This window comes from Verrucomicrobiia bacterium (assembly GCA_023953615.1).
Classification (GTDB): Bacteria; Verrucomicrobiota; Verrucomicrobiia; order Limisphaerales; family JADLHS01; genus JADLHS01.
The window spans coordinates 1,293,806-1,315,874 of the sequence record JAMLJH010000001.1 but is presented as its reverse complement, the minus strand read 5'-3'; the positions used below and the strand labels follow the sequence as shown (position 1 = coordinate 1,315,874).

Here is a 22,069-nt window from a genome sequence, read left to right as displayed (position 1 = left end):
AGGCTGCCGCGAATGAAGTTGTTGCAATGGCTGCTGCTCAGCACCTGGTTGATCGGAGCGGCGGGAGCAGTGGAGCTGACCCTGGACTTGGGTTCGCCCGACGCCGAGGTTACTCCGCCGGGATTCACCAGCGTGGTGGTCGGTGAAGGCGGACCCGGATTGTGGCGGGCCGTGCGCGAGACCACTCCGGAGGCCACCAATCAGGTGGTATTGGCGCAACTCAGCGCGGATGTAAAAGACGAACGCTTTCCCATTCTGGTTTATGACGGCGCGTCCTTCGACGATTTCACATTGACGACCCGCTTCAAAATTGTGGAAGGCGTGGCCGAACAAATGGCGGGGGTGGTTTTTCGTTACCAGGATGAAAAGAGTTTTTATGTGGTGCGAGCGAGCGCCCTGGGCCGCAACCTGCGTTTTTACAAAGTGGTGGGCGGACTGCGCAGCCAGCCGATTGGCCCGAATCTGCCGATTGAGAAAGGTGTGTGGTACGCGTTAAAGGTGCAGTGTCAGAAAAGTAAAATCCGGATCTGGCTCAACGATCAGCCCGTGATTCCGGAACTCACCGACACCAGCTTTGCGAACGGGAAAATCGGGTTCTGGACCAAATCCGACTCGATGAGCCGCTTTGCCGACACGCGCATCGAATACACGCCCAAAGAACCCCGTGTTCAAGCCACTCTGCGCAGCACGCTGAAAAAATACTCACGGCTGGTCGGACTGAAAATTTACGCGCTCGACGCCGCAGGCACCCCGCGTATTGTCGCGAGCAATCAGGAAGACGAAGTGGGCCAGGCGGGCGGCGCTTCAGAAATCGGCGCGATCACCAAGGGCGAGGTTTTTTACGGCAAAGACGCAAAGACCGTGGCGGTGATCCAACCGTTGCGTGATCGCAATGGTGAACCGATGGCAGCCATCCGGGTCATCTTGAAGTCGTTTCCCGGCCAGACGGAGCAGGCCATTTTGCAACGCGCGTTACCCATCGTGCGCGAGGTGCAACAACAGGCTCTCTCGCTCGACGATTTGCAATAGTCGGCCGCTGGGAGACCGCGTGGAAAACCAGAATCGTCCGGCGCGGGAAGTAATTATTTACGGAACCGTTTCCAGCACAGGCGCCGGAATATCTCCATCGGTGATGCGACGTTGACCGCCCGCCACAACGAACCCGCCTTTCTCATCCGACACCAACCGCGGCCGGTGTTGCGTGATGTCGTAAGTTTGGCGCTGGGCGATTTCGCCCTCGGGGGTCACCACGGTGTAGAGGTAGGAGTGCGCGCCGAATTGATACAACACATGCAGTTGGTTTGTCCGGTCAATGCGCGCTTCCGGACTGCTGAATGAAACCATGCCGCCAATGGGAATCACCTTGTAAGCGTGATCGCTCTCGGCGTCCATCAAGCGCAAGTAGAGGCGTAGTTTGCCGCGCAGATAGTTGGCCTGTTCCAGTGAATAACGGCGCACTTCGGGAACTTCGTTGGTGACTCCCGGCGCCGGCGGCATGCCGAAATCCTGCGACCAAATTTTGGCGGCGTTGATGATTTCAAACGCCTTGGGCGGAGAAACAACCATGGTTTCCCATTGTTTGATCCGGACGCTGGCCGTGACTTCATAACGTCCGGCATGAGGCAAATTGAAGTACGGAGTCAAAGTCACCCGGCGCAACGCCGTTTTTCCTGAGCCTAACTCGAAAGCTCCTTCCACTGGCACGTCGCCATTTTTCTCCGCCACATAGGCGGTGCGCGAGGCCACGGCGAATGTCAGCCAATCGGAATCGTCGCCCAAATGCAGCGTTTGGCCGGAGCGGTTGGCGATCCGCACGGTGAGCGGAATCGTTTCCCCGGAAAGAAAATGCTCCTGGCCCATGGTGATCTCGACGGAAACCTGCGCGAACGAGCCGACGACCAGCCCGAGCCACAATCCGGTTACCAGAAGGATTTTCCGTGTCATCACCCGCTAAGTGGGCCACCTTCATCGCCAATCTGCAAGCTCAGAATCAGCCTCATCGCCAACCGCCATCCATCGGGTGCGCCGACCCGCTTTGGCGTGAACGACAAAAAGATTCTTCCCGCCTGCCCGGCACTGTTTTACCGTCTGCACGATAAAACGACGGTTTCCTGCGCCGATGACATCAAAGCCAGCACAATCCAGCAACGCTTCCGCCTCGCGCCGCTATCGGCGCCTGCTGCGGTATATGCAACCCGCGCGCTGGCATTTTATTGGTGGGGTGTTGGCGGGGTTGGCGTTCGCGGCGATCAGTGGTTTCGGTTTGCCGATGATGCTCTACACGGTGGCGCCGGTGATCTTCAACGACCCGTCCGCACAAAACTCGCAAACCGAAGTCGTCATCAAATGGGCGCAGCGGTTGTTTGGTGAACACTATCGGGGGCAGTTGTTACTGGTCGCCTGCCTGGGTTTGCCCGTCATCTTTTTCTTTCGCGGGCTGACCGCGTTCCTGAACCGCTACTGGTTGAATCACGCCGGTTTTCAACTGTTGGAAACCTTGCGCACCGAAGTCTTTCGACGCCTGCAAGAACTGCCGCTCGCCTTTTATCATCGTCACAAGTCCGGCGACCTCACCGCGCGCCTGATGACCGACACGGAGCAGTTGAAGAACGTGGTGGTGATGATGAGCACGGACGCGCTGAAGCAACCATTCACCTTGATCGGCTCGTTAAGTTTTCTTTTATATCTTGCCATCACCAATCGCAGCGCGCTCTTCGTGCTCATCACGCTGACCAGCATCCCGCTGTGCATTGTGCCCATCCGCATCATCGCGCGCCGCCTGATCAAGAAATCGCGTCAATTGACCGCGGAAACGGGAGAGCTGAATGCGATTGTGATCGAGGGGTTGCAATCCCCGATGGAAATTCAGGCCTACAACTTGCAGCCTCAATTGAGCGCCCGATTTGCGGCCAGCGTTCGCAAAATTTTCCGGCTCTCGATGAAGACGGTGAAATATCAGGCCTTCGTCAATCCGGTGATCGAGTTCCTCTCCGCCTGCGGTTTCATGGCGGCACTGTATTTCGGATTCACCAACGGCATGGAATTCAAGGTCTTTCTCGCCATGGGCGCCGCTTTGTTCATGGCGTACGAGCCGGTCAAAAAACTCAGCATCCTGAACGCGGTCTGGAAAATGGGGGCGGCTTCGCTGGAACGATTGGAGCAAGTGTTGGATGCCGAGGACACCGTGCCCCAGCCGGCTCAGCCGCTGCCGCTGCCCACCACGCATCAGGAGATCGCGTTCGAGCAGGTCGGTTTTGCCTATCCGCTTCGCGCCACCGACCGCGCGCCCGTGGCGGCGTTGCGAGAAATAGAAGTTCGTTTTCAACCGGGCGAAGTGGTGGCGCTCGTGGGACCGAGTGGCGCCGGGAAATCCACGTTTATTTCCCTCATCCCGCGCTTTTACGACCCCACCACAGGCCGGGTGACGCTGGGCGGCGTGGACCTGCGGACGGTGGATAAGAATGAATTGCGAAAACGAATGGCGCTCGTGCCGCAAACGCCGGTGCTGTTCAACGCCAGCATCGCGGAAAACATTCGCGCCGGAAAATTGACCGCTTCGGACGCGGAAGTGCGGGAGGCCGCACGCAAAGCTTTTGCGGCGGATTTCATCGAAGCCCTGCCGCAAGGTTACAATACCGTGGTTGGCGAACGCGGCACGACGGTGTCCGGCGGCCAACGCCAGCGCATCGCCATCGCGCGGGCCTTTTTGAAAGATGCGCCCATTCTGATCTTGGACGAAGCCACGAACGCTCTGGATTCGGAAAGCGAACAAAAAGTCCAACAAGCCTTGCAGGAACTGGTGCAAGGGCGGACCACCTTCATGGTCGCGCACCGGTTCAGTTCCCTGAATCTGGCGACGCGGGTGTTGGTTTTCGAAAACGGCCGGATTACCGGTGACGGATCGCCAGCCGAGCTGGGGCGCACGCATCAGATTTTTCAGCACATGCTGGAATTGCAGCAACTCAAGTGAGCTTCAACCACCGGCGCAACCGCTTGGCGGCGCGATCAAAACCCTTCGCCATCCACGTCGGCTGTGGCAATGGCAACTCGGGATAACCCGCTTCCGGATACAACTTTGCCAACGCGCGAAGCGTCAGCGGCAGCGCGCGTTGCGAGAGGTGGATGGCATCAAAGAAAAACCACGACTCGGTTTTGTCCTTGGCCGTCACCAATCCGAAGTAGTTCTCCAAAAACTTCGCGCCACAGTCCAGGCAGCGCCGCTTGGCCCCGGCTTTGAATAATCGAACGGCGGCATTGCGCTCCCGCCATGAGCCGACGGCGACGTAATCATCGTCACGCCTGGCCCGGCGCGGGGTGCTCAGACGCGTGGGGACGGCGTTGTAAACAATCACTTCAAACCCGCGCGCCTGAACTTCCCGCACCGCATGGAAATAAGCGTCAAGGCAGTTCGCCACGGTCTGTTCCACCGACGCCTTTTGTTTGGCAGCCTGTTTCAGAATGTGCGCGCGGCAATCAATTTCCCCGAAGCACAATAATACCCGCGCCCCGGACGGAACCACTTGTTCCAAGACCTCAAACAGCCGTTCGCGCCCGCGCATGGTCGTACCCGTTCGGGAAAGATTGAACGCCAGCACCGGGCCGAGGTGAAAGACGCGAAACCACGGTAAGCCGGCCCCCGCGCGTTCCGGCCAGCCGGGTTGAATCGTATCCTCCCCTGCGAAAAAACTCACATGACTGTCGCCGAGGCAATAGATCGGCGCGATTGGATCGGCGGTGGGCGCTGGAGTTGAGCAACCGTTCATGTGAGCACAACGCGGCGAATTTACACCGACTCCGCCGCCGCAAGCGATGCAAAATTACGCGGCAGGTCGTGGCGGCAGGCATCCGTGCCTGCCGTAGCGCCGGGCTTCCAGCCCGGCGGAAAGAAGCGCCACAAAATCAAAGCGTTTTGGAACATTCGAGCCAACTCATCAAGGCGGAGGTTTTCCCGGGCGGCACGGATGCCGCCCGCCACGTCAGGCAAGGATGCCTGACGCTACCGTTATGCGTTCGCTTTCGAAAAAGACTTTGACGCGCTCCGGCACGGATTGTCACTCTGTCGCGACATGAATATCCGCAAGCTGTTGCTGGGTCTGATCCTGCCGCCGCCGGTGCCAACCCAGCACCGGCTTTATTCCATGACCCTGCCGCCGGATGTTTGGAAAAGTCGTCCTAACGAACGGCTGGTGAGTCTGGCGTTGCGCGTGGCCGCCCGGGCGCAAAAACTGGAATTGACCGAACTGGCGCAACGCGCTGGTGCCGGGGTGAATCATTGGCCGGGCGAACATTATCGCTTGGTGGCCGCGCTGGTGGCTGAACTTGGCGCCAGGAGCGTGGTGGAAATCGGCACCTATCAAGGCATGGCCTCGCTGGCGATGATTTCGCAACTGCCTGCCGACGGTCGGATGACGACGTTTGATGTAATTCCCTGGCAACAGATCAAACCAAACATTTTGCGCGAAAGTGATTTTGCCGGTGGCCGGCTGAAACAGGAAATTGCCGACCTGCAGGATTTTGCGACGATGGAAAAATATCGCGAAGTTTTCCAACAGGCAGATTTCATTTTCGTGGATGCGGCCAAGGATGGCGTCATGGAACAGCGGTTCATCGAAAACTTTCGCAAGCTCGGTTTGCCCAAAGGCCCGATCGTCATGTTCGATGACATCCGTGAGTGGAAGATGTTGCGCATCTGGAATGACCTCACCGAACCCAAATTGGACCTGACCTCATTTGGACACTGGACCGGCACCGGCTGGGTGGATTGGCCGGCGGGCAAATGACGCTTCGGTGGTGGCAGGCATCCGTGCCTGCCGTGGAGGGCGGCATCTCTGCCGCCTTGAAGAGGCGTCTGGCGGAAGAGGATTTCCCGAATTTTCCAATGCTGCTACTGGCGATGCTTTTTCCGCCGGGCTGGAAGCCCGGCTTTACGGCAGGCAGGATGCCTGCCGCTACCATTCGTAGGCGGGGTCATAATATGCTCCCATTTCGATGCGTTGGTGAAATTGGCTTTCATTCCCGATACGCCTTGCCATCCTAAACTGGCGTCCGACAAATTTTTCTTTGGCTTGGTTGGAGCTGAATTATGAGCAAAAAGACATTAAGGCAACGCGTCAGCCGCTGGCTCAATCCCGGAGTCAAACTGCCGACTCACGCCCAAAAGCAGGCCGTCGTCAGGGAATTTGCGCGCCGATATGGTTTGAAGTACCTGGTGGAAACCGGCACCTGTCACGGTGACATGGTCGCAGCCATGCGGAATGAATTTGAGAAAATTTTCTCCATCGAACTCGCCGACCAATTTTATCGCGAGGTCTGTGAACGGTTCAAAGGCGTGCCGAATGTGGAACTGATTCACGGCGACAGCGCGACCAAATTGGCGGAGGTCGTCGCCAAACTCCCGGGGCCGGCTTTGTTCTGGCTGGATGGCCATTACTCCGGCGGTGACACCGCGCGTGGATTGCACGACACGCCGGTCAACGAAGAACTGCGCGCGATCTTCCAGCCGGGGCAGCCGGACCATGTGGTCTTGATTGATGACGCCCGTTGCTTTGGAGAAAGTCCGAGTTACCCCACGCTCGATCAGCTCCGGCAGTTGGTGCATGCGTTGCGTCCGGGTTGGCAGATAGAGGTGGCCGGAGATTGCATCCGGATTTTTCCCAATTAAGCCGGCCCCGCATGGATGCTCTTCCCGTTGTCTCGCCCGCGTTGATCCGAAAGATTGCCACATTACAGACGGACATCCTCCAACGCCTGGGCCATCCGACCGCCGCGGCGTTACGTTTCCCGCCTGATCTGCAAGAGCGCCGGCTGGAACTTCTCGCGCAACACCTCGGTTTTGTGCCGCTGCCGCCGCTGCCCCAACTCTATGTCATCGGCGACAGTCATGCGGCGTTTTTTTCCGGCACGGAAGGGCTTGCGTTTTTCCCGGGACGGAAATTGTTCACCGGGTTTTTGCGGCGGCGTTACGTCAGCGTGTTTCCCGAACTATTGCCGGTGTTTCGCGTGTTTCACACCGGCGCCTCGACCGCTTGGAGCGCGGACGCGCCCAAGTCTGCCAGCTATACGCGCAAAAAAATCGCCGCTTTATTGCGGCATGACATCCCCGCCCGGGGCGCGATCCTGTTGGTGTTCGGCGAGATTGATTGTCGCTGGCATCTGCCCAAAGCGGTGCTCGCCGGAAAGGCAATGGCCTCGGCGGTCTGTGAAACCATCACCCGGTTCATGTCGTTGCCCCGGCGACTTAATCAGTCCGGCTACGACGTTACCGTGTGGCAACCTTCGAGCGTCACCCTTGGCGACCCCACCCCCTTACAAAAAGATCATCCGCTGCCCATCGTCGGACCGCAATCGCTGCGCCTGGAAATCACCCGAGTTTATTGCGAACAACTCCAACAAGCCTGCGCCCGTGAAAACATTCGCTGCACGGGGATTGGCGGCCAATACCACGCTTGGACGGAACCGGCTTCACCGGACTGCTTCCTCGATGGCTGCCATCTTTCACAACGGATGATGCCACTGGCCTTGCGGGCGCTGATCGCGTCGGGCGCCCTGCCGCTACAATCTCCGTCTTCAGCCGGAACTCCACTTGCCGGTTAGGACGCCACTTGCAAGACTGCTGCCATGCCCGAACGGGTGAACATCTTGTGCATTAAATGGGGGACTCGCTACCCGGCGAGCTACGTCAATTTCTTGCACGCGGGAGTCCGGCGGCATTTGCGTCAGCCGTTCCGTTTTGTTTGCTGTACCGACGATTCCGCCGGGCTGGCGGCGGGCGTGGAAACCGTCCCGTTCCCTGCCAATCCCGGCTTGAAACGCGGCTGGCCGGATGTCTTGGTAAAGTTGCTGGTCACCCAGGATGGCTTTGGCGAATTGGCCGGCCCCACGTTGTTTCTCGACCTGGATGTGGTCATCTTGGGTAATTTGGCTGGGTTCTTTACGTACGAACCGGGAAAGAATTGCATCATTCACAACTGGGTGAATCCGCGCAAGGAACTCATTGGCCGCCGTCCGCCGGTGGGTAATTCCTCCGTATTCCGCTTTGAAGCGGGCAGATCCAATTACATCTACGAAACGTTTCAACGCGAGATGGCTCAAGCCGAAAATTTAAGTGTGTTCAATACTGAGCAGGCATTTCTCACGCACGCCATGGGCGAGGTGCGCTGGTGGCCGGAGGCGTGGACGCGCAGCTATAAACGCCATTGCCGCCCTGCGTTTCCGTTGAATTTATTTTGCACTCCAAAAGCGCCCCGAGATTGTCGAATTTTGGTCTTTCACGGACGCCCCGATCCGGATGAAGCCATTCGGGGTTATCGCGGCAAAAGAATCCATCACCATCTGAGGCCCGCGCCCTGGATTGCTGAACACTGGCGCGCATGATTCCGATGGCCGCAAAACTTGCTTCCGATTCATTCTGGCAACGGGTGGATGGCGCCTTGGTAATCAATCTGGATTCGCGGACGGATCGTTGGACGACGTTCCAAGCCGCCGCACGAGAGCTCATCCCTGCCCAAAAACTACATCGGCTCCCGGCTCGATTGGGAACAGAGGTTCCAGGTTTCGGGCAACGTCCGTGGTTTCGCGGCAAACCGGGGGATCGCCGCTGGGCTGGACGCGCGGGCTGTTTGTTGTCTCATCGCCAGGCGTTGGTGAAAGCGCAGGCCGCAGGTTGGAAAACTGTTTTGATTCTTGAAGATGACGTCACTTTTGCTCCGAATTTCACTGCGTTAACCGACACGCTGGCGGCGGTATCGCACGAATATGATTGGGAGGTGTGTTATTTGGGATTCACCGATCCTTGGTGGCCGCGCCGCAAGGAAACAAATTTGGACGAGGAACATGGCCTCTATCGGGTGCAGGGTTGCAATACGGCGCACGCCTATCTGGTTCGCGAAGCGGCACGCGATTGGATTCTGAGCCAATTACCGGATGAAACCTGGGTCTGGTCATGGCTTGCCCGTCACCGGGCGATTGATCGTTGGTACCAACGCCAGCTTGGTTTGAGATTTCCTGTGGCCTGTGTGTCCCCCAGCATCGTCAACCAAAGCGAAGATTTTTCGGACATTGTCGGGCAACCAACGAACTATCACTCACAACCCCAACTCCTCCGCGCCGTTCCTTCCGCTTCGGGTAATGGAGGTTATTATTCCGGCCACGCGCTGCGCCGCATCACCATTCGCCTGGGGCTTGTCGGAGATGAATTGCGCGGATGGGGCAAACGAATCGTCGGCTTTTGATTGGCGATGCACCACTCCACCCAACCAATCCGGGTCAAATTTCTGACCAAGCATCCGCATCGCGACGTCACAGCAATTTGGCGCCGCTTTCTGCCCGGGGGCAATCCCACGGTGGGCCGTTGCCACTTTGTTTTCGATCGGGAGACGCGAGACTACGATTGGATCGCGGTGTACGACGATCTTCCGTCCAGCCAGGGGGAACGTCACTCACGTTGGGAAGAAGCGCTCGCCTGCCCGCGAGAGCGCACCTTGTTGCTCACCAGCGAGCCGGCGACGGTGAAAGTTTATGGACACGGCTTTCTATCTCAATTCGGCTGGGTACTGACCAGTCAGGAACCGTGGGTGATCCGGCATCCGGGCGCGATCTATTGTCAGACGGGGCTGATTTGGTTTTATGATGGCACTTACGATCAAATCGCGCAAAATCCGCCGGAACATAAACCGGCGCTGATTTCCACCGTGTGCTCGAGCAAACGTCAAACACACACCCTCCACCAGCACCGCTATCGGTTCACCCAACAGTTACACCAAGTCTTGCCAGAACTGGAGATTTTTGGTCACGGCGTGCGCTACATTGAACGCAAGAACGAAGCGCTGGATACCTTCAAATATCACGTCGCCATCGAGAATCACGTTTGTCCGCATCACTGGACGGAAAAGCTCGCTGACGCTTTTTTGGGAATGTGCCTGCCGTTCTATCACGGCGCACCGAACGCGGCGGATTATTTTCCGCCCGAAAGTTTCATCCCGATCAACATTCATAACTTCGAGGAGAGCTTCGCGCGAATCCAGCAAGCCTTGCGCGCTAATGAATATGAGCGCCGCCTCCCGGCGATCCGCGAAGCGCGGCGGCTGGTTTTGGAACGCTATTCAACCTTCCCGCAACTGGCGCGTCTGATCAGCGAGCGTCACGACGGGATCCCGGCACATCCGTCCGCATCGCCGGGCGTGATTCAAAGCCGGCATTTATGGCGGAGGCGGCATCCTCTCGGAGCCATTCGCTTCGGCGGAGAACGCGCGTTTGTTGCTTTGCGATTCGCATTACATCGGCATACTTGATGACGTCACATGGCATTTATTCGTCATTTATTAAAATATCCGCTGGCCAATCGGCCGGGCCAATATCTGTTGCGCAAGCAGGTCAAATTGTGCCACTGGCTGATGGGCGTGGGGGCCGGTGGTGAGGTGGGCGATAGCGGTGAAATTGCCGTGATGCGGTATTGGGCGCGCACCCGGAAAGAAAACCTCGTCGTCTTTGATGTTGGGGCCAACTGTGGACAATTCCTGAATCTTACGGTCAGGCAATTGGGTTCCCAACTGGCAGCCATTCACTCTTTTGAGCCGGCGGCCGCAACTTTTGCCGCGCTCCAACAAGCCCGTCCCAACCACGCCGGCGTGGTCTTAAACCATTTTGCGCTCGGCGCAACCACCGGAACAGCGGAGCTTTATTACGACCAGGAAAAATCCGGACTTGCCTCGCTCACTCAGCGCGATCTGGGCTTTCGCCAAATCAAATTTGAGCAGCATGAAACCATTTCGATTTCCACCTTGGACACCTACTGCTCCAACCATCAGATTCAACACATTGACTGGCTTAAACTGGACGTGGAAGGGCATGAACTGGACGTGTTACGAGGCGGGGCCAGCCTGTTTGCGCGGCAGGCGGTGGAACTCGTTACCTTTGAATTCGGCGGTTGCAATATTGACACCCGGATTTTTTTGCGAGACTTCCATCATTTTTTCGCCGCGCACGGCATGAATCTGTATCGGCTGACTCCCGGACGCTACTTCAGCCGGATCAAACGCTATCGAGAAACCGAGGAACAATTCGCTACCACCAACTTCGTGGCGTTGCGGGAACCGCCGAACCGATGAAACCGCCGCTTTATCCTCGTCTGGAGCGGGCTTTCAAACAGGCCTATTTACTGCCACTCACAATTTTGCGCTACGGCGCCGCCCGGCCGCATCGAGCGCGGTTGCACCAGTGCGCAAACTGGATTTACATTGATCCCGAAGACCCTTGCGCCATCAAGAAAGTGGTGCATGAACCGCTGCGCGGTCGGGTTTCCTCCAACCTGATCTTCTGGCGTGAATTTAACGCATATCTTCAACCGGAACTCATCGTGGACGTGGGTTTGAATTACGGCGAGTGTCTGTTCGGCACGGACTATACCCCCACCGCGATGCTGTACGGCTTTGAGGCGAATCCCCGGTTGATTCCCTACCTGGAAAAGAGCCGTCAGCAACATCCCGCCGGCGCGCGGATGACCATCACCCATTGTCTCGTGTCCGATGCGCCCGCCGAAAACGTGCCGTTCCTGGTCAATCCGGAGTGGAGCGGCAGTTCCTCAGCCATCCGGCAAATGAATGAAACGCATCGGCATATCGAGTTCAAATTACCGGCGCGAACTCTTGACGCCACGATTCCCGCGACGGCGGCTGATGGGAAGGTGTTATTGTTCAAAATGGATCTGGAAGGCTACGAGAGCCGGGCGCTGACAGGATTTGCCACCACCCTCGAGCGCACGAGACAAGCGTTCGGATTTATCGAATTCACGCCGAAATTCATCAAGTGGGCGGAGCTTGATCCGGCGGCATTCTTTGCCAGGTTGCGCGACCAATTCGATATTTATTGCTACGCCAGGGTGAAACACCGGGAGCTTTGGCGCATTAAGGAATATGCCGATTTGTTTGCCCGCCATGGCCCGGATTTCACCGGCACGGACCTCCTGCTGATGCCGCAACAGGCGGCCTCAACATGGCTACCACCCGGTTGGCGGGTGGCTCATTGATCAGGCGCGGGAAAAGCGCCGGTTTTGAAACTGATAAAGCCAGCCACGCATGAAGCGAAACGCCTTGGCGGATTGAATCACCACCTGTTCCTTTGGAGCGGGCGCATAAAATTGATCCACCCAATGCGCGAACCGGGCGAAGGGATTGTAAATTTCCAGCACCCGCTCCCGCGCGGTTCGTAATGCCGTCCGTTCGTCGTTCGTAAGGGGTTTTGCCAAAAGTCGGCGAATGGCCTGCGCCGCACCATCAACGTCATCCAGGTCCAGGGCCTCAAAACTCTCTGGTGCAAAATAATCGCTCAAGTTGGAACAGCCCACGTACAGCGGAAACGCCCATCCCAGATAAGCGTCCGCCAATTTCTCCGTCCAGTAATGTTGGCTCTGGCTGTTTTCGAGTACCAAGTGGTAGCGATATGGCAAGATGGCTTCCAGCTTGTCATCCACCGGCTGAAATCCTTTCCCAAAAACCACCAGCGCGTCACCCAAGCGCTGGCGGAGAGCGGCTAAAAATTTCAGGCGTCGCCGCTGTCCCGCCGTTTGCGCGGTAGTTGAGCAAACCACGGAAACCCCATTCTGTTTTTCAGGAAATTCAAGTCGCTTCAAAAAATCATAGCCCATGGTGTAGCGCTGTTGTTTCCAGCTCAACCCCACCAACCAAGGCAGGCCAAGCGCATCCAACTGCACCCGGGGATGATTCGAATAAGCGTGCGTATCCACCAGGCGCGCGAATTGTTTGTAGAAGCCGCGTGGATAAATTTTTTTCGCCGGCGGTTCGCCGGCAATGAACAAGGTGTTCCGAGGTGCGACCCAACTCGCTTCTCGCGGCAACGCATTCGCGAATACGATCCAGTAGTCGCTTTCAGCGCCATCAGCGGCATCCAACTGAAATTCACAGCCACCCCAGGTCAACGCTCCGCCTGGAGTGAACAATTCCAGTCCTCCGGGCATTCCTGCTGAAGACACGCGCACGCGCAACTTGCGCGCGAGGGGCAACGAGGGGGCACTCATATCCTCAACCAGAACGGGCAAACACAAACAGGCCGCACCCGTAATCCAGCCCCCGCGCGGCGGTGAGCGGCACATTCTCCCGCCACGCGGTCTCGATCAACGAAAATTCCCGCAACTCCAGTTCTGGCAAGGCTGAAACAATTTGGGCTGGATCGAAAACCCGATGCGCGTGAAAAACCACTCGCGAACGACCGCACGGCGTCCCGAGCAATAATTGGCCGCCCGGGGCCAGCACCCGTTGCAATTCCGTCAGCCCCTGAAGCCAGCCGTTTGGATCCAGCGGATCGCCATAGCGTCCGAGGCCGATGTGTTCAATCACATGCAGGCAGCTCAAACTGCGCACGGACTTGGCGGCGAATGGCAGTTCGCAAACCGATCCTTGTAAACCCGTCAACCCCGGCACCCCGGTCGTCAGCGGTCGGATATCCACATATTTTACCGGACAAAAACTGGCGACATGTGCGACAAAACCATCCACGCGACTCCCCACGTCCACATGCTCATCCGGTCGCCAGCGCCAGACTCGTTGCGCCGCCCATAAATCCTGGAGAAAGTAATGCCCCTGAGCTGTGCCAGCCGCGGCGTGACGGTCTTTCAGCATGGGCTTGATTTCACTCAGCCGTGCCCGCCATTCCGCCGGAGCGGCGTTCTGCCAAACGCGGTAACTCTTCCAGAACCACAGCACATCGGCAGGGCGGGTTGGAAAGCGACCCGCGAGCTTCACGATCTGACTTAAGGCGCGAAGGCGAATCGGGCGTCGAGAATGAGATGGCTCTAAATCCATGCGTCGGAGGGTAGATTACCGAAATTTTTTGATGCCGTCCATTCGCGCTGTAGTCGGATTTCGTTCACTCAAATCAGACTGTAGATATTCAGAAAATGGGTCAACGCCGATACGAGTGGATTGGCGTCATGCTGATTCAGCCACGCCCGGCTTGATCTGGTTGGGAATCCGCTGCCAGCGCTCGGGCATGGCCAGACTCCAGCCCACTTGCGCGGGCACAAAAACCAATCGTCCCGCTGCCGCATCGCCGAGCCACGCGCCCCACCAACTGAAGGAACTGTTCGCCACGATGGCGTGACGACAGCGGCTCATCAACCAGAGATCGGCCAGTTCGTCGGCGGCATTGTGTGGAACCGATTCCACGTTTGCGCCGCGAAAATCCAGATTCTGCCGGGGCCAGTCCAGATCGTCGCCAAACAAGACAAAGCGCGGGTGAGTCAGCTTGGCGACCACAGTATCAATCGCGGCCTGATAATAATCGCGCCCGAGCAAATGTTCATAACGCACTCGGCGGAAATGCAGAAACACCGATTCGCACGCGACGAGCTTTTCTCCCAGTGCGAGATTTTGCGGGTCAGGAGGTGCGGGTGGGCTTAGTTCGCCACGAATCGTGTCGGCGTGATCCGCAAAGTAGGCTTCATCCTGCCAATACCCCAGCAATGTGATTCGCGCGGGGTGCGGTTCAAGTTCGGTAAGTTGCGTCGGTGGCAGGTTATGTCGCTCGGCAATGTATGACCGCGAATTTCGAGGCAACAACTTGCTAACCGCACGGATGATTTTGTGGCGCGGATGTTTGAGCGTCGGCGCAATTCGCCACGCTTCGGGCATCGGCATCGCTTGCAGAGGAAAGCGATTCAAGCGATAGCTGCGTCCGTAATCGTCATGGGTGTAACCACGCCGGGCATCAAGATACAAGGACCGTCCGGTGCGTAGCGCCAGCGCCCGTGCCGCCGCATAGATGAAGAGTTGGTTGCCCAATCCTCCTTTGACAATGGCGATGACGGCGGACGACATGATGTTATGGTCGCGTAGTTTGCAACAACTCGCGATACACGTCGAGCGTGCCGCGACACATGGCGGCGAGGGTGAAGGATTCTTGGATGGGTTTCAAATCGAGGTCCGTCACCAGCAGTTTTTGCGTGGTTTCGAGTAGCGCGGCGGCATCGCGCAGCGGCACGCGACCCGGCGGAAACAATTCGCGCAGCAATTCGCCCACGCCACCGTGATCATAGCCGATGACCGGACGCCCGAGCGCCAGGGCTTCGAGCGTGGTCAGACCGAATGATTCCGGGCTGGTGGATAGTGAAAAAACCAATCGCGCCACCGCCATGACTTCTCGTAAATCCGCGCGATGACCAATGAAGGTGACCTCGCTCGTCAAACCGAGTTGCCGGGCGAGGCGCTGCAACTCATCGAGATAAGCGCGTTTGCGCGGATGGGTGTCGCCGACGATGACGCCGTGAATTTGTGGATGGGTTCGCCGTAACGCGACCATGAGGCGCAGAAAATCTTCATGCCCTTTCAAGCGTGTAATGCGCCCGGGCAACAGCAGCAATTGTTTGCCGGTGAATTGCGGAAAATCTTTTTCCCACCGCGCGCGCCACGCGGCGGCAGGTTGAAAACCGCGCGGATAAATTGTCGGATCAATGCCGTGACGCACGACGCGTAACGCGGCGGGTGGCGTGCGTGGAAAATTTTTCTCCACGTAATCGCGGATGCACTCGGAAACAGCGATGACGCGTTCGCCGCGCGTCATGATGGCCGAGTAGGCGTTCACGGAATAAAAGCCATGCACCGTGCTGACGAGGCGCGGACGCGTCTGCGGATTCATTTTCCGCCACGCGAGCCAGGCAATCCAGCCCGGCACGCGCGAGTGAAGCTGCAAAATATCCGCGCGTTCCTGCTCCAAAATCCGGCGGAGCGGCCGCACTTGGAGCAACGAGCCAGGACGCTTCTTATGCACTGACATCATGATGTGGCGTGCGCCAGATTTCTCCAGTGCGCCCACCAGTCGCCCGCCGTTTGACACGACGACGGATTGATGGCCGTTCGCCACGAGGTAATCCGACAGCACCAAGACCACACGCTCGACGCCGCCAGCGTTCAGTTCCGGAAGAATCTGCAGCACTTTCATGGCGTGGTAGCAGTGACGCCTCGTCGCTCATGAAAACGGTGGTCACGACGCCCCGTCGCTCGTGAAAACGGTGGCCGCGACGCCTCGTCGCTTTTTTGGCGAATGTTGGGAATTGCCGGAAGAAAGGCGGCCACTCGCAGCGGCAAGGGAGGCAACACTATGAAAGCTCTTGCCGCCGAGGGCATCGCCGTCACGGGTTTGGTGCCGGGCGTTTTCATGGCGCGGTAGTAGGAAATAATTTTTGCAAGACGAGGTCTGCGCAGCGCCCGGTTTCGTGCAACGACCTGGCGGGAGCGAGTTGTTGCCCATTGCTCTTCCAATCTTCAAACGTGGTGGCGTAACCCTCACGTATCAGCGTTTGGATGGCGCGCATTGGTGGCGCGGTTGGATGGAGGGCCGGCACGGGCAATACCCCCGTCTGCGCCCCTGCCGTAACCGCCTCAAAAATCATTGAAACGCTGTCGGCCGTCACCCACGTTTCCGTCGCGGTCAGCAGATGCGCGGGCACCCAGTCAGGCGGCGTCTGTTGGTGGGAGATGATTTCCGCCGGTAAATTTGCCGCGCGCAACTGTTGCAAAAAATCGGGTGGCGTCCGGCGTGAATCGGTTACGGTCCAGCTCAAATTCGAGCGGGTGCGAATCACCGCCACCACCGCTGCCAGCGTTTGGGGCGCATCCCAGCCGCACGCCCGCGACGGTCCTCCGATCAGCACGAGGCCTTGGGCCAGTTTGGTGGGGATTTCCTCCGGAATGCGGTTCAAAGCGCCCAAGGTGGTAATCAGGCGCGGATTATGATGGCCCGGTTCGGTATCGTGTTTGGGTAAAATGCAGAGATCAAACCAGCGTTTGGGCCAGGTGGGTTCCATGATGACCACGGAACGCGCCCGAAATTTTCGCGCGGCAAACCACAGGGGTAGATGCACCTTGTGGCCGGCGCCAATGACGAGCTGGGGCGACGCCGGATTTGATTGCAATGCAGCGCGACGGCGGGGAAACAAATTCCAGGTCGGAGGAATGCGGACGACTTCAACCCAGGCGCCGGTGCGACGCGCCAACGCGTACGCCAGTCCCACGCTTTGATTTTCGTGACCGGGCCGCCCTTCGGAAATGACGCGGATCCATTGCAGCGGGTGGCTCATGCTTGCGGATGTGTTGCCATCACCTCCGCCGTCCGGACGGAGATTGCGGCTTCGCGTCGCCGCCGGTCTTCATGGACTTAACGACCGTAAGCCAGGCGTTCAGCCAGCCGTTCCGGCAAACCAGCGGCGCGAATTTTCTTCTGGGTCGTGGGAATATCGTAATCCAATCGGCGCAGCTCGATCGTTCCTTCGGTGCTGTCAAAAACCACGTAAGCCGCCTTGGGATTATTGTCCCGCGGCTGCCCCACGGCGCCGACATTGATGAAGTATTTCTTGCCCGGTTCGATCTTGAATTTTGAATAAGTGCCGCCGCGCACCACGCTGTCCTTGACAAAAGCCACCGGCACATGGGTGTGCCCGAAGAAACACAACGCCGTGTTTTGGTAGGTGAAACTGGCGGCCGCCGCCAATTTATCGAACACGTAACCCCAGCGTTGGGGACCGTCCAACGTGGCATGTACGATCGTAAAGTGCGTCACCATGCGGGAGTATTTCAAGTCCCGCAACCACTTGCGGTCGTCATCGGTTAATTGCTTCCGCGTCCAGTTGACGGCCTCGGCGGCGGCGGGATTGAACCCCTCCAACTGCTCCTCGCTGGAACAGTACTCGTCGTGATTTCCTTTCACGCAGGGGATGTTCATTTTCCGCACGAGGTCCAGGCACTCCTTGGGATTGGCATTGTAACCAACCACATCTCCCAAACAGGCGTAATGGGTCACCTGCTGCTGCTTGGCATCCGCGAGTACGACTTGAAACGCCTCCCAATTTCCGTGGATGTCGGCTATGATCGCAAACTTCATTTAATAAATTATCGCTCAATGGCAAACCCAACAAGACCACCTCGAGCCGCTTCCCAACGCACATCTTCCTGCCGGATGTTGACGCCCAGTCCACTCGCGCGAATCGCTCCGCGAAACGCTTCCAATTCAGCGGGCGGTCCTTCGGCGGTCAACTCCACCCGGCCATCGGGCAGATTACGCACCGTGCCGGTGACTTCGTAACCCGTCGCGAGGTTTTGGACCGTGTAACGAAACCCGACTCCTTGAACCCGCCCGGAATACAGGATTTGCATCCGGCGACGTTCGCTCGGAGCGGAGCCCGCTGTTCCGGCCGCTTGTGCCACCACGACATGAAGCCAAACCGCGCGCGCAGAGGCAATGCTTTTGTTCGGCGGAAACGATTCTTCGTGGCCCAATTTTCCCCGGTAGCAGCCGACGTGAGCAGGCTCAAATCAAGCGCGGAAGACAAAAGTGAAGTCGGAGCGCCGCCACCCGACAGTTGATGGCTGAAAGTTGAAATCAAAGCTGCTCGGTCGGCGTAAACGGCAGACCGCGTTCGCCGTTGAACAGTTTTTTCAACCGCCGGTCTTTGGAACTGCTCTTGCGGCGGATGATTTCCGGCGCAACGCGATTGCCCATCTCGCGTCGAAACCGTCGGCCTTTCAACCAGTCTTCCCAACTGATTGAACCTTCAATCGGAATGCAAGGGACTTTGGACTTTGAGTTCATCGGCGACTTCTTTCACCAGTTTCGCAGACTCCACAAGGTTACGGTATTCCGGCAGATTCGCAAGCCGCCGGACTTCGTTCCAATCCACGGCGATGCCGCCGGTCAGAATGACGGCAATAAATTTTTTGGCGCATTCTCGGGCGGATTCATTGGATTCAAGGTAGAATGACATCAGCACTCGCTCGACCAGCAAATCCTCCGGTTTCATCACCAGAAAACTTCCGTAGGGACCTTCAACTTGGCGGAACGGCGTCCGCGCAAAACTTTCCACCGGTCCCAGCACGTCCACGTACATTCCAGCCACCTGCCAGTTCCGCGGGCCGCCTGTGGCTTCAAGTTGCGCCATGACTTCCTGTCGTTCGCGGATCGGCAGCGTCGCCTTGTTCGTATGGCACATGTCCAAATCACCGGAGGCATACGCGCCTTCCGTCAAAATCTCGATGGCGGAACCGCCCACGACGACCAGCTCCACGCCGCGTTCCAGCCAAAGCGCACTCACCAGCGAAGCCAGCTTTGCGCTTTTGAGCGTCGGGTCCTGCTCCGCCGTAATGTCGGCCAGCGCGGCTTCGATTTTAGCGGCTTCCATAAAATCACCGTCGGACCGAAATGTTCTGCTGCGCCAGATATTGTTTCACGTCGCCTACCGTGTAAGTGCCGAAATGAAAAATACTCGCAGCCAGCACCGCATCCGCTTTTCCGGCCAATAACACCTCCGCCAGATGTTCCAACTTGCCCGCGCCACCACTCGCCACCACCGGCACCCCGACGGATTCACTGATCCGCCGGGTAATTGCCAAATCGAACCCGGCCTTCGTGCCGTCCGCATCAATGGAATTCAACACAATCTCACCGGCTCCCAGTGCCACCGCCCGCTTGGCCCATTCAATCGCATCCAGGCCCGTGTCCTTGCGGCCGCCGTGGGAAAACACGCCCCATTGGTCCACACCGGGCGCGGTGCGCTTGGCGTCAATGGAAACCACGATGCACTGGCTGCCGAATTTTTCCGCCCCTTCACGAATCAGTTCCGGCCGGGCCAACGCGCTGGAATTGATGCTGATCTTGTCCGCGCCGGCCCGCAACATCGTGTACATGTCGTCCACCGACTTGATCCCGCCGCCGACCGTGAGCGGCATGAAGCATTGGTCCGCCACGCGTTCGATCACATCCACCATCGTGCCGCGCCCGTGCGCCGTGGCCGTGATGTCAAAAAACACCATTTCATCCGCGCCCTGTTCATTGTAGCGCACCGCCAGCTCGACCGGATCGCCCACGTTGCGCAAGCCGCCCTGCTCGGCCACGCCGAATTGCACGCCGCGAGTGACCTGGCCAGCGTGAACGTCCAGGCACGGAATGACACGTTTTGCGATCATGGCCGCATATTGAATAATCCTCATCTCCCGGGCGCAACCTATTTGCTCATTGGTCCCCCGTCAGAAAGACCGTCGTGACCCGGATGATCGCCCACTATTGAAGCCCGCAACGGGTTTAGTTTAGGCTGGAGCGTATGCTGACCGCCTTGGCGTCCGGGATTCTGTTGGGATTCTCCGCCGGCATTTCACCCGGCCCCATGCTGACCCTGGTGCTCACGCAAACCCTGCGCCACGGGTGGCGCGAGGGCTGCAAAATTGCACTCGCTCCACTGCTGACGGATCCGCCCATCATTCTGGTCACATTACTGTTGGCCTCCAAACTCGCGCAATGGCAACCTCTGCTCGGGGCCATCTCTCTAGCCGGTGGAATTTTCGTGCTGTTCCTCGCATGGGAAACATTTCGTCCGGCCCAGCCCCACGCCACGGCGACAGCCGAACTGCCCCGATCCTGGCTGAAAGGCATCGTCACCAATCTGCTGAACCCGCATCCCTGGCTGTTTTGGCTTACCGTCGGCACCGCCATGCTGGCGAACGCGATGCAACGAGATTGGTCTGTGGCTACCGCGTTCCTCGCCGGATTTTATCTCCTGCTGGTTGGCTCGAAAATCGGCATCGCCCTGCTGGTCAGCCGCTCCCGCAATTTTTTAGTCGGGCGCTACTATCGCGGGCTGATGCAACTGCTTGCGGGATTGCTGGTACTCTTCGCCCTGGTGCTCTTCCGCGAAGGATTGAAACATTTGTCCCTGATCTAACTGGTCTGGAGAGCGGAGTAAAACCTGCCCGCACCGCCAGGCGGGCGCGTCTCCCACCTCCGGCGGAAAGATTTTGTGTAGCCAGATTTTGCGCGCGCGACATTGACTCGCTTTCAGCAGTTGGCTAAGGTCGCTTTTGACAAGAAACAAATCGCAAACCACGATTTTGCCTCCAGTTTATGCCACCAAAAACCACCGACAAAACGGCCACGGAATCCAAACAGACTGAAGCCGCCAAACAGGCCGCCGCCCGCTCGCGCGAATTGGATGCCGCCATTTCCACCATCACCAAAAGTTACGGCGAGGGCGCCATTATGCGGCTCGGCACCGCGCAGGCGTTGAAAAAGATCGAGGTCATTCCCACTGGTTCGCTGGCTGTGGACCTGGCGCTGGGCGTCGGCGGGGTGCCGCGGGGTCGCGTCGTGGAAATTTTTGGACCGGAATCTTCCGGCAAGACCACCCTCATGCTGCACGTCATTGCCAACGCGCAAAAAGCGGGCGGCCTGGCTGCGTTCATTGACGCGGAACACGCGCTGGATCCCGCTTACGCGAAAAAGCTGGGCGTGAATCTCGATGACTTGCTGGTTTCACAACCCGACTCGGGCGAGGAAGCTTTGACCATTTGCGAAACCCTCGCCCGTTCCAACGCGCTCGATGTCATCGTGGTGGACTCCGTGGCCGCGCTGGTGCCGAAGGCCGAGCTGGAGGGCGATATGGGCATGGCCACGATGGGCATGCAGGCGCGGTTAATGTCGCAGGCGTTGCGCAAGCTCACGGCGATTCTCAACAAATCCCGGACGACTTGCGTGTTCACCAATCAGTTGCGCGAAAAAGTCGGGGTGATGTTTGGCAATCCCGAAACGACGCCCGGGGGCAAGGCACTGAAATTTTACGCCAGCGTGCGCCTGGATATTCGCCGCAAAGATACGCTCAAGGACTCGACCGGCGCGGCGATTGGCAATCACGTCAAAGTGAAGGTGGTCAAAAACAAGGTGGCGCCACCGTTCACCGAAGCGGAGTTCGACATCATTTACAACCACGGCATTGACAAGGAAGGCAGCATTCTCGACATGGGCATTGACTCCGGCGCGTTGGACAAGCGCGGCGCGTGGATTCAATTCGAGGGGGAACTGATTGGGCAAGGACGCGAGGCGGCGAAAAAGGCTTTGATTGAAAAACCGGAACTCGCCGAGAAAATCGTGGCCGCCATTCTCGCCAAACGAAATCCCGAGGTCAGCTCCAAAGAGCCGGAGAAAGACGCGTCGGTCAAGAAGTGAGCGAACCGTGATCTCCCTCCATCGGCGGCAACACCATTGAGGTGACGATCAGGCTTGGAACGGTTCGAGAGTGGAG

At 58.1% G+C, this 22,069-nt stretch carries 24 protein-coding genes; 12 read left to right on the top strand and 12 right to left on the bottom strand.

What is annotated here, in order from left to right; genetic code table 11:
• The first annotated feature begins 12 nt into the window (after positions 1 to 12).
• Entirely contained in the window at positions 13 to 1,029 is a 1,017-nt protein-coding gene (locus M9920_05485) for a DUF1080 domain-containing protein (GenBank protein MCO5051736.1), read from the top strand.
• A 57-nt stretch (positions 1,030 to 1,086) separates the two neighbouring features.
• Here the strand turns inward: M9920_05485 and M9920_05480 are convergent, their stop codons facing one another.
• Complete coding sequence (locus M9920_05480; GenBank protein ID MCO5051735.1) at positions 1,087 to 1,944, bottom strand: arrestin family protein; 858 nt, start codon at positions 1,942 to 1,944, stop codon at positions 1,087 to 1,089.
• Positions 1,945 to 2,119: 175 nt separating this feature from the next.
• On the opposite strand from M9920_05480, the gene M9920_05475 reads away from it, so the two are divergent.
• Positions 2,120 to 3,970, top strand: a complete 1,851-nt coding sequence (locus M9920_05475; GenBank protein ID MCO5051734.1) for an ABC transporter ATP-binding protein/permease — start codon at positions 2,120 to 2,122, stop codon at positions 3,968 to 3,970.
• Here M9920_05475 and M9920_05470 read toward each other — a convergent pair.
• Positions 3,963 to 4,763 carry an SGNH/GDSL hydrolase family protein gene (locus tag M9920_05470; GenBank protein ID MCO5051733.1) on the bottom strand — a complete coding sequence of 267 codons (801 nt, stop codon included), beginning with the start codon at positions 4,761 to 4,763 and terminating at the stop codon, positions 3,963 to 3,965. The genes M9920_05475 and M9920_05470 overlap by 8 nt on opposite strands.
• Before the next feature lie 303 nt (positions 4,764 to 5,066).
• Between M9920_05470 and M9920_05465 the strand changes: the two genes are divergently transcribed.
• From M9920_05465 to M9920_05430, 8 genes are all read left to right on the top strand, one after another.
• Positions 5,067 to 5,780 (top strand): methyltransferase, encoded by a 714-nt coding sequence (locus tag M9920_05465; protein ID MCO5051732.1) that lies wholly within the window; start codon positions 5,067 to 5,069, stop codon positions 5,778 to 5,780.
• Positions 5,781 to 6,082: 302 nt separating this feature from the next.
• Positions 6,083 to 6,661, top strand: coding sequence for a hypothetical protein (locus M9920_05460; GenBank protein MCO5051731.1), 579 nt, complete (start codon positions 6,083 to 6,085; stop codon positions 6,659 to 6,661).
• A gap of 11 nt (positions 6,662 to 6,672) precedes the next feature.
• On the top strand, positions 6,673 to 7,593 hold the full coding sequence (locus M9920_05455; GenBank protein MCO5051730.1) for a hypothetical protein: 921 nt from the start codon (positions 6,673 to 6,675) through the stop codon (positions 7,591 to 7,593).
• A 24-nt stretch (positions 7,594 to 7,617) separates the two neighbouring features.
• Positions 7,618 to 8,373, top strand: coding sequence for a hypothetical protein (locus M9920_05450; GenBank protein MCO5051729.1), 756 nt, complete (start codon positions 7,618 to 7,620; stop codon positions 8,371 to 8,373).
• Positions 8,374 to 8,378: 5 nt separating this feature from the next.
• Positions 8,379 to 9,230, top strand: a complete 852-nt coding sequence (locus tag M9920_05445) for a glycosyltransferase family 25 protein (GenBank protein MCO5051728.1) — start codon at positions 8,379 to 8,381, stop codon at positions 9,228 to 9,230.
• A gap of 6 nt (positions 9,231 to 9,236) precedes the next feature.
• On the top strand, positions 9,237 to 10,289 hold the full coding sequence (locus M9920_05440) for a glycosyltransferase family 10 (GenBank protein MCO5051727.1): 1,053 nt from the start codon (positions 9,237 to 9,239) through the stop codon (positions 10,287 to 10,289).
• Between the two features lie 9 nt (positions 10,290 to 10,298).
• Positions 10,299 to 11,105 (top strand): FkbM family methyltransferase, encoded by an 807-nt coding sequence (locus M9920_05435; protein MCO5051726.1) that lies wholly within the window; start codon positions 10,299 to 10,301, stop codon positions 11,103 to 11,105.
• Positions 11,102 to 12,022 (top strand): FkbM family methyltransferase, encoded by a 921-nt coding sequence (locus tag M9920_05430; GenBank protein ID MCO5051725.1) that lies wholly within the window; start codon positions 11,102 to 11,104, stop codon positions 12,020 to 12,022. The genes M9920_05435 and M9920_05430 overlap by 4 nt, the downstream gene beginning before the upstream one ends.
• On the opposite strand, the gene M9920_05425 is transcribed toward M9920_05430, so the two are convergent.
• From M9920_05425 to hisF, 10 genes are all read right to left on the bottom strand, one after another.
• Complete coding sequence (locus tag M9920_05425) at positions 12,023 to 13,030, bottom strand: glycosyltransferase family 10 (protein MCO5051724.1); 1,008 nt, start codon at positions 13,028 to 13,030, stop codon at positions 12,023 to 12,025.
• Positions 13,031 to 13,034: 4 nt separating this feature from the next.
• On the bottom strand, positions 13,035 to 13,754 hold the full coding sequence (locus tag M9920_05420) for a DUF268 domain-containing protein (GenBank protein ID MCO5051723.1): 720 nt from the start codon (positions 13,752 to 13,754) through the stop codon (positions 13,035 to 13,037).
• A 186-nt stretch (positions 13,755 to 13,940) separates the two neighbouring features.
• Entirely contained in the window at positions 13,941 to 14,828 is an 888-nt protein-coding gene (locus tag M9920_05415) for an alpha-1,2-fucosyltransferase (GenBank protein ID MCO5051722.1), read from the bottom strand.
• A gap of 4 nt (positions 14,829 to 14,832) precedes the next feature.
• The gene (locus M9920_05410; protein MCO5051721.1) at positions 14,833 to 15,948 is read right to left on the bottom strand and encodes a glycosyltransferase family 4 protein; all 1,116 of its coding nucleotides are present in this window, start codon (positions 15,946 to 15,948) and stop codon (positions 14,833 to 14,835) included.
• A 214-nt stretch (positions 15,949 to 16,162) separates the two neighbouring features.
• Positions 16,163 to 17,086: a mitochondrial fission ELM1 family protein gene (locus M9920_05405; GenBank protein ID MCO5051720.1), complete on the bottom strand. Its 924-nt coding sequence runs from the start codon at positions 17,084 to 17,086 to the stop codon at positions 16,163 to 16,165.
• Positions 17,087 to 17,163: 77 nt separating this feature from the next.
• Complete coding sequence (locus M9920_05400) at positions 17,164 to 17,886, bottom strand: metallophosphatase family protein (GenBank protein MCO5051719.1); 723 nt, start codon at positions 17,884 to 17,886, stop codon at positions 17,164 to 17,166.
• An 8-nt stretch (positions 17,887 to 17,894) separates the two neighbouring features.
• Positions 17,895 to 18,158 carry an acylphosphatase gene (locus M9920_05395; protein MCO5051718.1) on the bottom strand — a complete coding sequence of 88 codons (264 nt, stop codon included), beginning with the start codon at positions 18,156 to 18,158 and terminating at the stop codon, positions 17,895 to 17,897.
• A 226-nt stretch (positions 18,159 to 18,384) separates the two neighbouring features.
• On the bottom strand, positions 18,385 to 18,594 hold the full coding sequence (locus M9920_05390; GenBank protein MCO5051717.1) for a hypothetical protein: 210 nt from the start codon (positions 18,592 to 18,594) through the stop codon (positions 18,385 to 18,387).
• Positions 18,557 to 19,180 (bottom strand): hypothetical protein, encoded by a 624-nt coding sequence (locus M9920_05385; GenBank protein MCO5051716.1) that lies wholly within the window; start codon positions 19,178 to 19,180, stop codon positions 18,557 to 18,559. Before M9920_05385 ends, M9920_05390 begins: the two co-directional genes overlap by 38 nt.
• A 4-nt stretch (positions 19,181 to 19,184) precedes the next feature.
• Positions 19,185 to 19,964 carry an imidazole glycerol phosphate synthase subunit HisF gene (gene hisF / locus M9920_05380; GenBank protein MCO5051715.1) on the bottom strand — a complete coding sequence of 260 codons (780 nt, stop codon included), beginning with the start codon at positions 19,962 to 19,964 and terminating at the stop codon, positions 19,185 to 19,187.
• Positions 19,965 to 20,098: 134 nt separating this feature from the next.
• Between hisF and M9920_05375 the strand changes: the two genes are divergently transcribed.
• Both M9920_05375 and recA read left to right on the top strand, forming a co-directional pair.
• On the top strand, positions 20,099 to 20,716 hold the full coding sequence (locus M9920_05375) for a LysE family translocator (protein MCO5051714.1): 618 nt from the start codon (positions 20,099 to 20,101) through the stop codon (positions 20,714 to 20,716).
• Between the two features lie 179 nt (positions 20,717 to 20,895).
• Positions 20,896 to 21,993, top strand: coding sequence for a recombinase RecA (gene recA / locus M9920_05370; GenBank protein MCO5051713.1), 1,098 nt, complete (start codon positions 20,896 to 20,898; stop codon positions 21,991 to 21,993).
• Positions 21,994 to 22,069: the final 76 nt, after the last annotated feature.

Excerpts from the sequence above, each read along its gene's own strand:
- M9920_05395 (MCO5051718.1), bottom strand. The coding sequence starts at position 18,158 with ATGCAAATCCTGTATTCCGGGCGGGTTCAAGGAGTCGGGTTTCGTTAC.
- M9920_05465 (MCO5051732.1), top strand. The coding sequence starts at position 5,067 with ATGAATATCCGCAAGCTGTTGCTGGGTCTGATCCTGCCGCCGCCGGTG.
- M9920_05475 (MCO5051734.1), top strand. The coding sequence starts at position 2,120 with ATGACATCAAAGCCAGCACAATCCAGCAACGCTTCCGCCTCGCGCCGC.
- M9920_05430 (MCO5051725.1), top strand. The coding sequence starts at position 11,102 with ATGAAACCGCCGCTTTATCCTCGTCTGGAGCGGGCTTTCAAACAGGCC.
- M9920_05405 (MCO5051720.1), bottom strand. The coding sequence starts at position 17,086 with ATGAGCCACCCGCTGCAATGGATCCGCGTCATTTCCGAAGGGCGGCCC.
- M9920_05390 (MCO5051717.1), bottom strand. The coding sequence starts at position 18,594 with ATGAACTCAAAGTCCAAAGTCCCTTGCATTCCGATTGAAGGTTCAATC.
- M9920_05455 (MCO5051730.1), top strand. The coding sequence starts at position 6,673 with ATGGATGCTCTTCCCGTTGTCTCGCCCGCGTTGATCCGAAAGATTGCC.
- M9920_05415 (MCO5051722.1), bottom strand. The coding sequence starts at position 14,828 with ATGTCGTCCGCCGTCATCGCCATTGTCAAAGGAGGATTGGGCAACCAA.
- M9920_05460 (MCO5051731.1), top strand. The coding sequence starts at position 6,083 with ATGAGCAAAAAGACATTAAGGCAACGCGTCAGCCGCTGGCTCAATCCC.
- M9920_05425 (MCO5051724.1), bottom strand. The coding sequence starts at position 13,030 with ATGAGTGCCCCCTCGTTGCCCCTCGCGCGCAAGTTGCGCGTGCGCGTG.
- M9920_05445 (MCO5051728.1), top strand. The coding sequence starts at position 8,379 with ATGGCCGCAAAACTTGCTTCCGATTCATTCTGGCAACGGGTGGATGGC.
- M9920_05400 (MCO5051719.1), bottom strand. The coding sequence starts at position 17,886 with ATGAAGTTTGCGATCATAGCCGACATCCACGGAAATTGGGAGGCGTTT.
- recA (MCO5051713.1), top strand. The coding sequence starts at position 20,896 with ATGCCACCAAAAACCACCGACAAAACGGCCACGGAATCCAAACAGACT.
- M9920_05440 (MCO5051727.1), top strand. The coding sequence starts at position 9,237 with ATGCACCACTCCACCCAACCAATCCGGGTCAAATTTCTGACCAAGCAT.
- M9920_05485 (MCO5051736.1), top strand. The coding sequence starts at position 13 with ATGAAGTTGTTGCAATGGCTGCTGCTCAGCACCTGGTTGATCGGAGCG.
- M9920_05480 (MCO5051735.1), bottom strand. The coding sequence starts at position 1,944 with ATGACACGGAAAATCCTTCTGGTAACCGGATTGTGGCTCGGGCTGGTC.
- M9920_05470 (MCO5051733.1), bottom strand. The coding sequence starts at position 4,763 with ATGAACGGTTGCTCAACTCCAGCGCCCACCGCCGATCCAATCGCGCCG.
- M9920_05435 (MCO5051726.1), top strand. The coding sequence starts at position 10,299 with ATGGCATTTATTCGTCATTTATTAAAATATCCGCTGGCCAATCGGCCG.
- hisF (MCO5051715.1), bottom strand. The coding sequence starts at position 19,964 with ATGATCGCAAAACGTGTCATTCCGTGCCTGGACGTTCACGCTGGCCAG.
- M9920_05450 (MCO5051729.1), top strand. The coding sequence starts at position 7,618 with ATGCCCGAACGGGTGAACATCTTGTGCATTAAATGGGGGACTCGCTAC.
- M9920_05385 (MCO5051716.1), bottom strand. The coding sequence starts at position 19,180 with ATGGAAGCCGCTAAAATCGAAGCCGCGCTGGCCGACATTACGGCGGAG.
- M9920_05375 (MCO5051714.1), top strand. The coding sequence starts at position 20,099 with ATGCTGACCGCCTTGGCGTCCGGGATTCTGTTGGGATTCTCCGCCGGC.
- M9920_05410 (MCO5051721.1), bottom strand. The coding sequence starts at position 15,948 with ATGAAAGTGCTGCAGATTCTTCCGGAACTGAACGCTGGCGGCGTCGAG.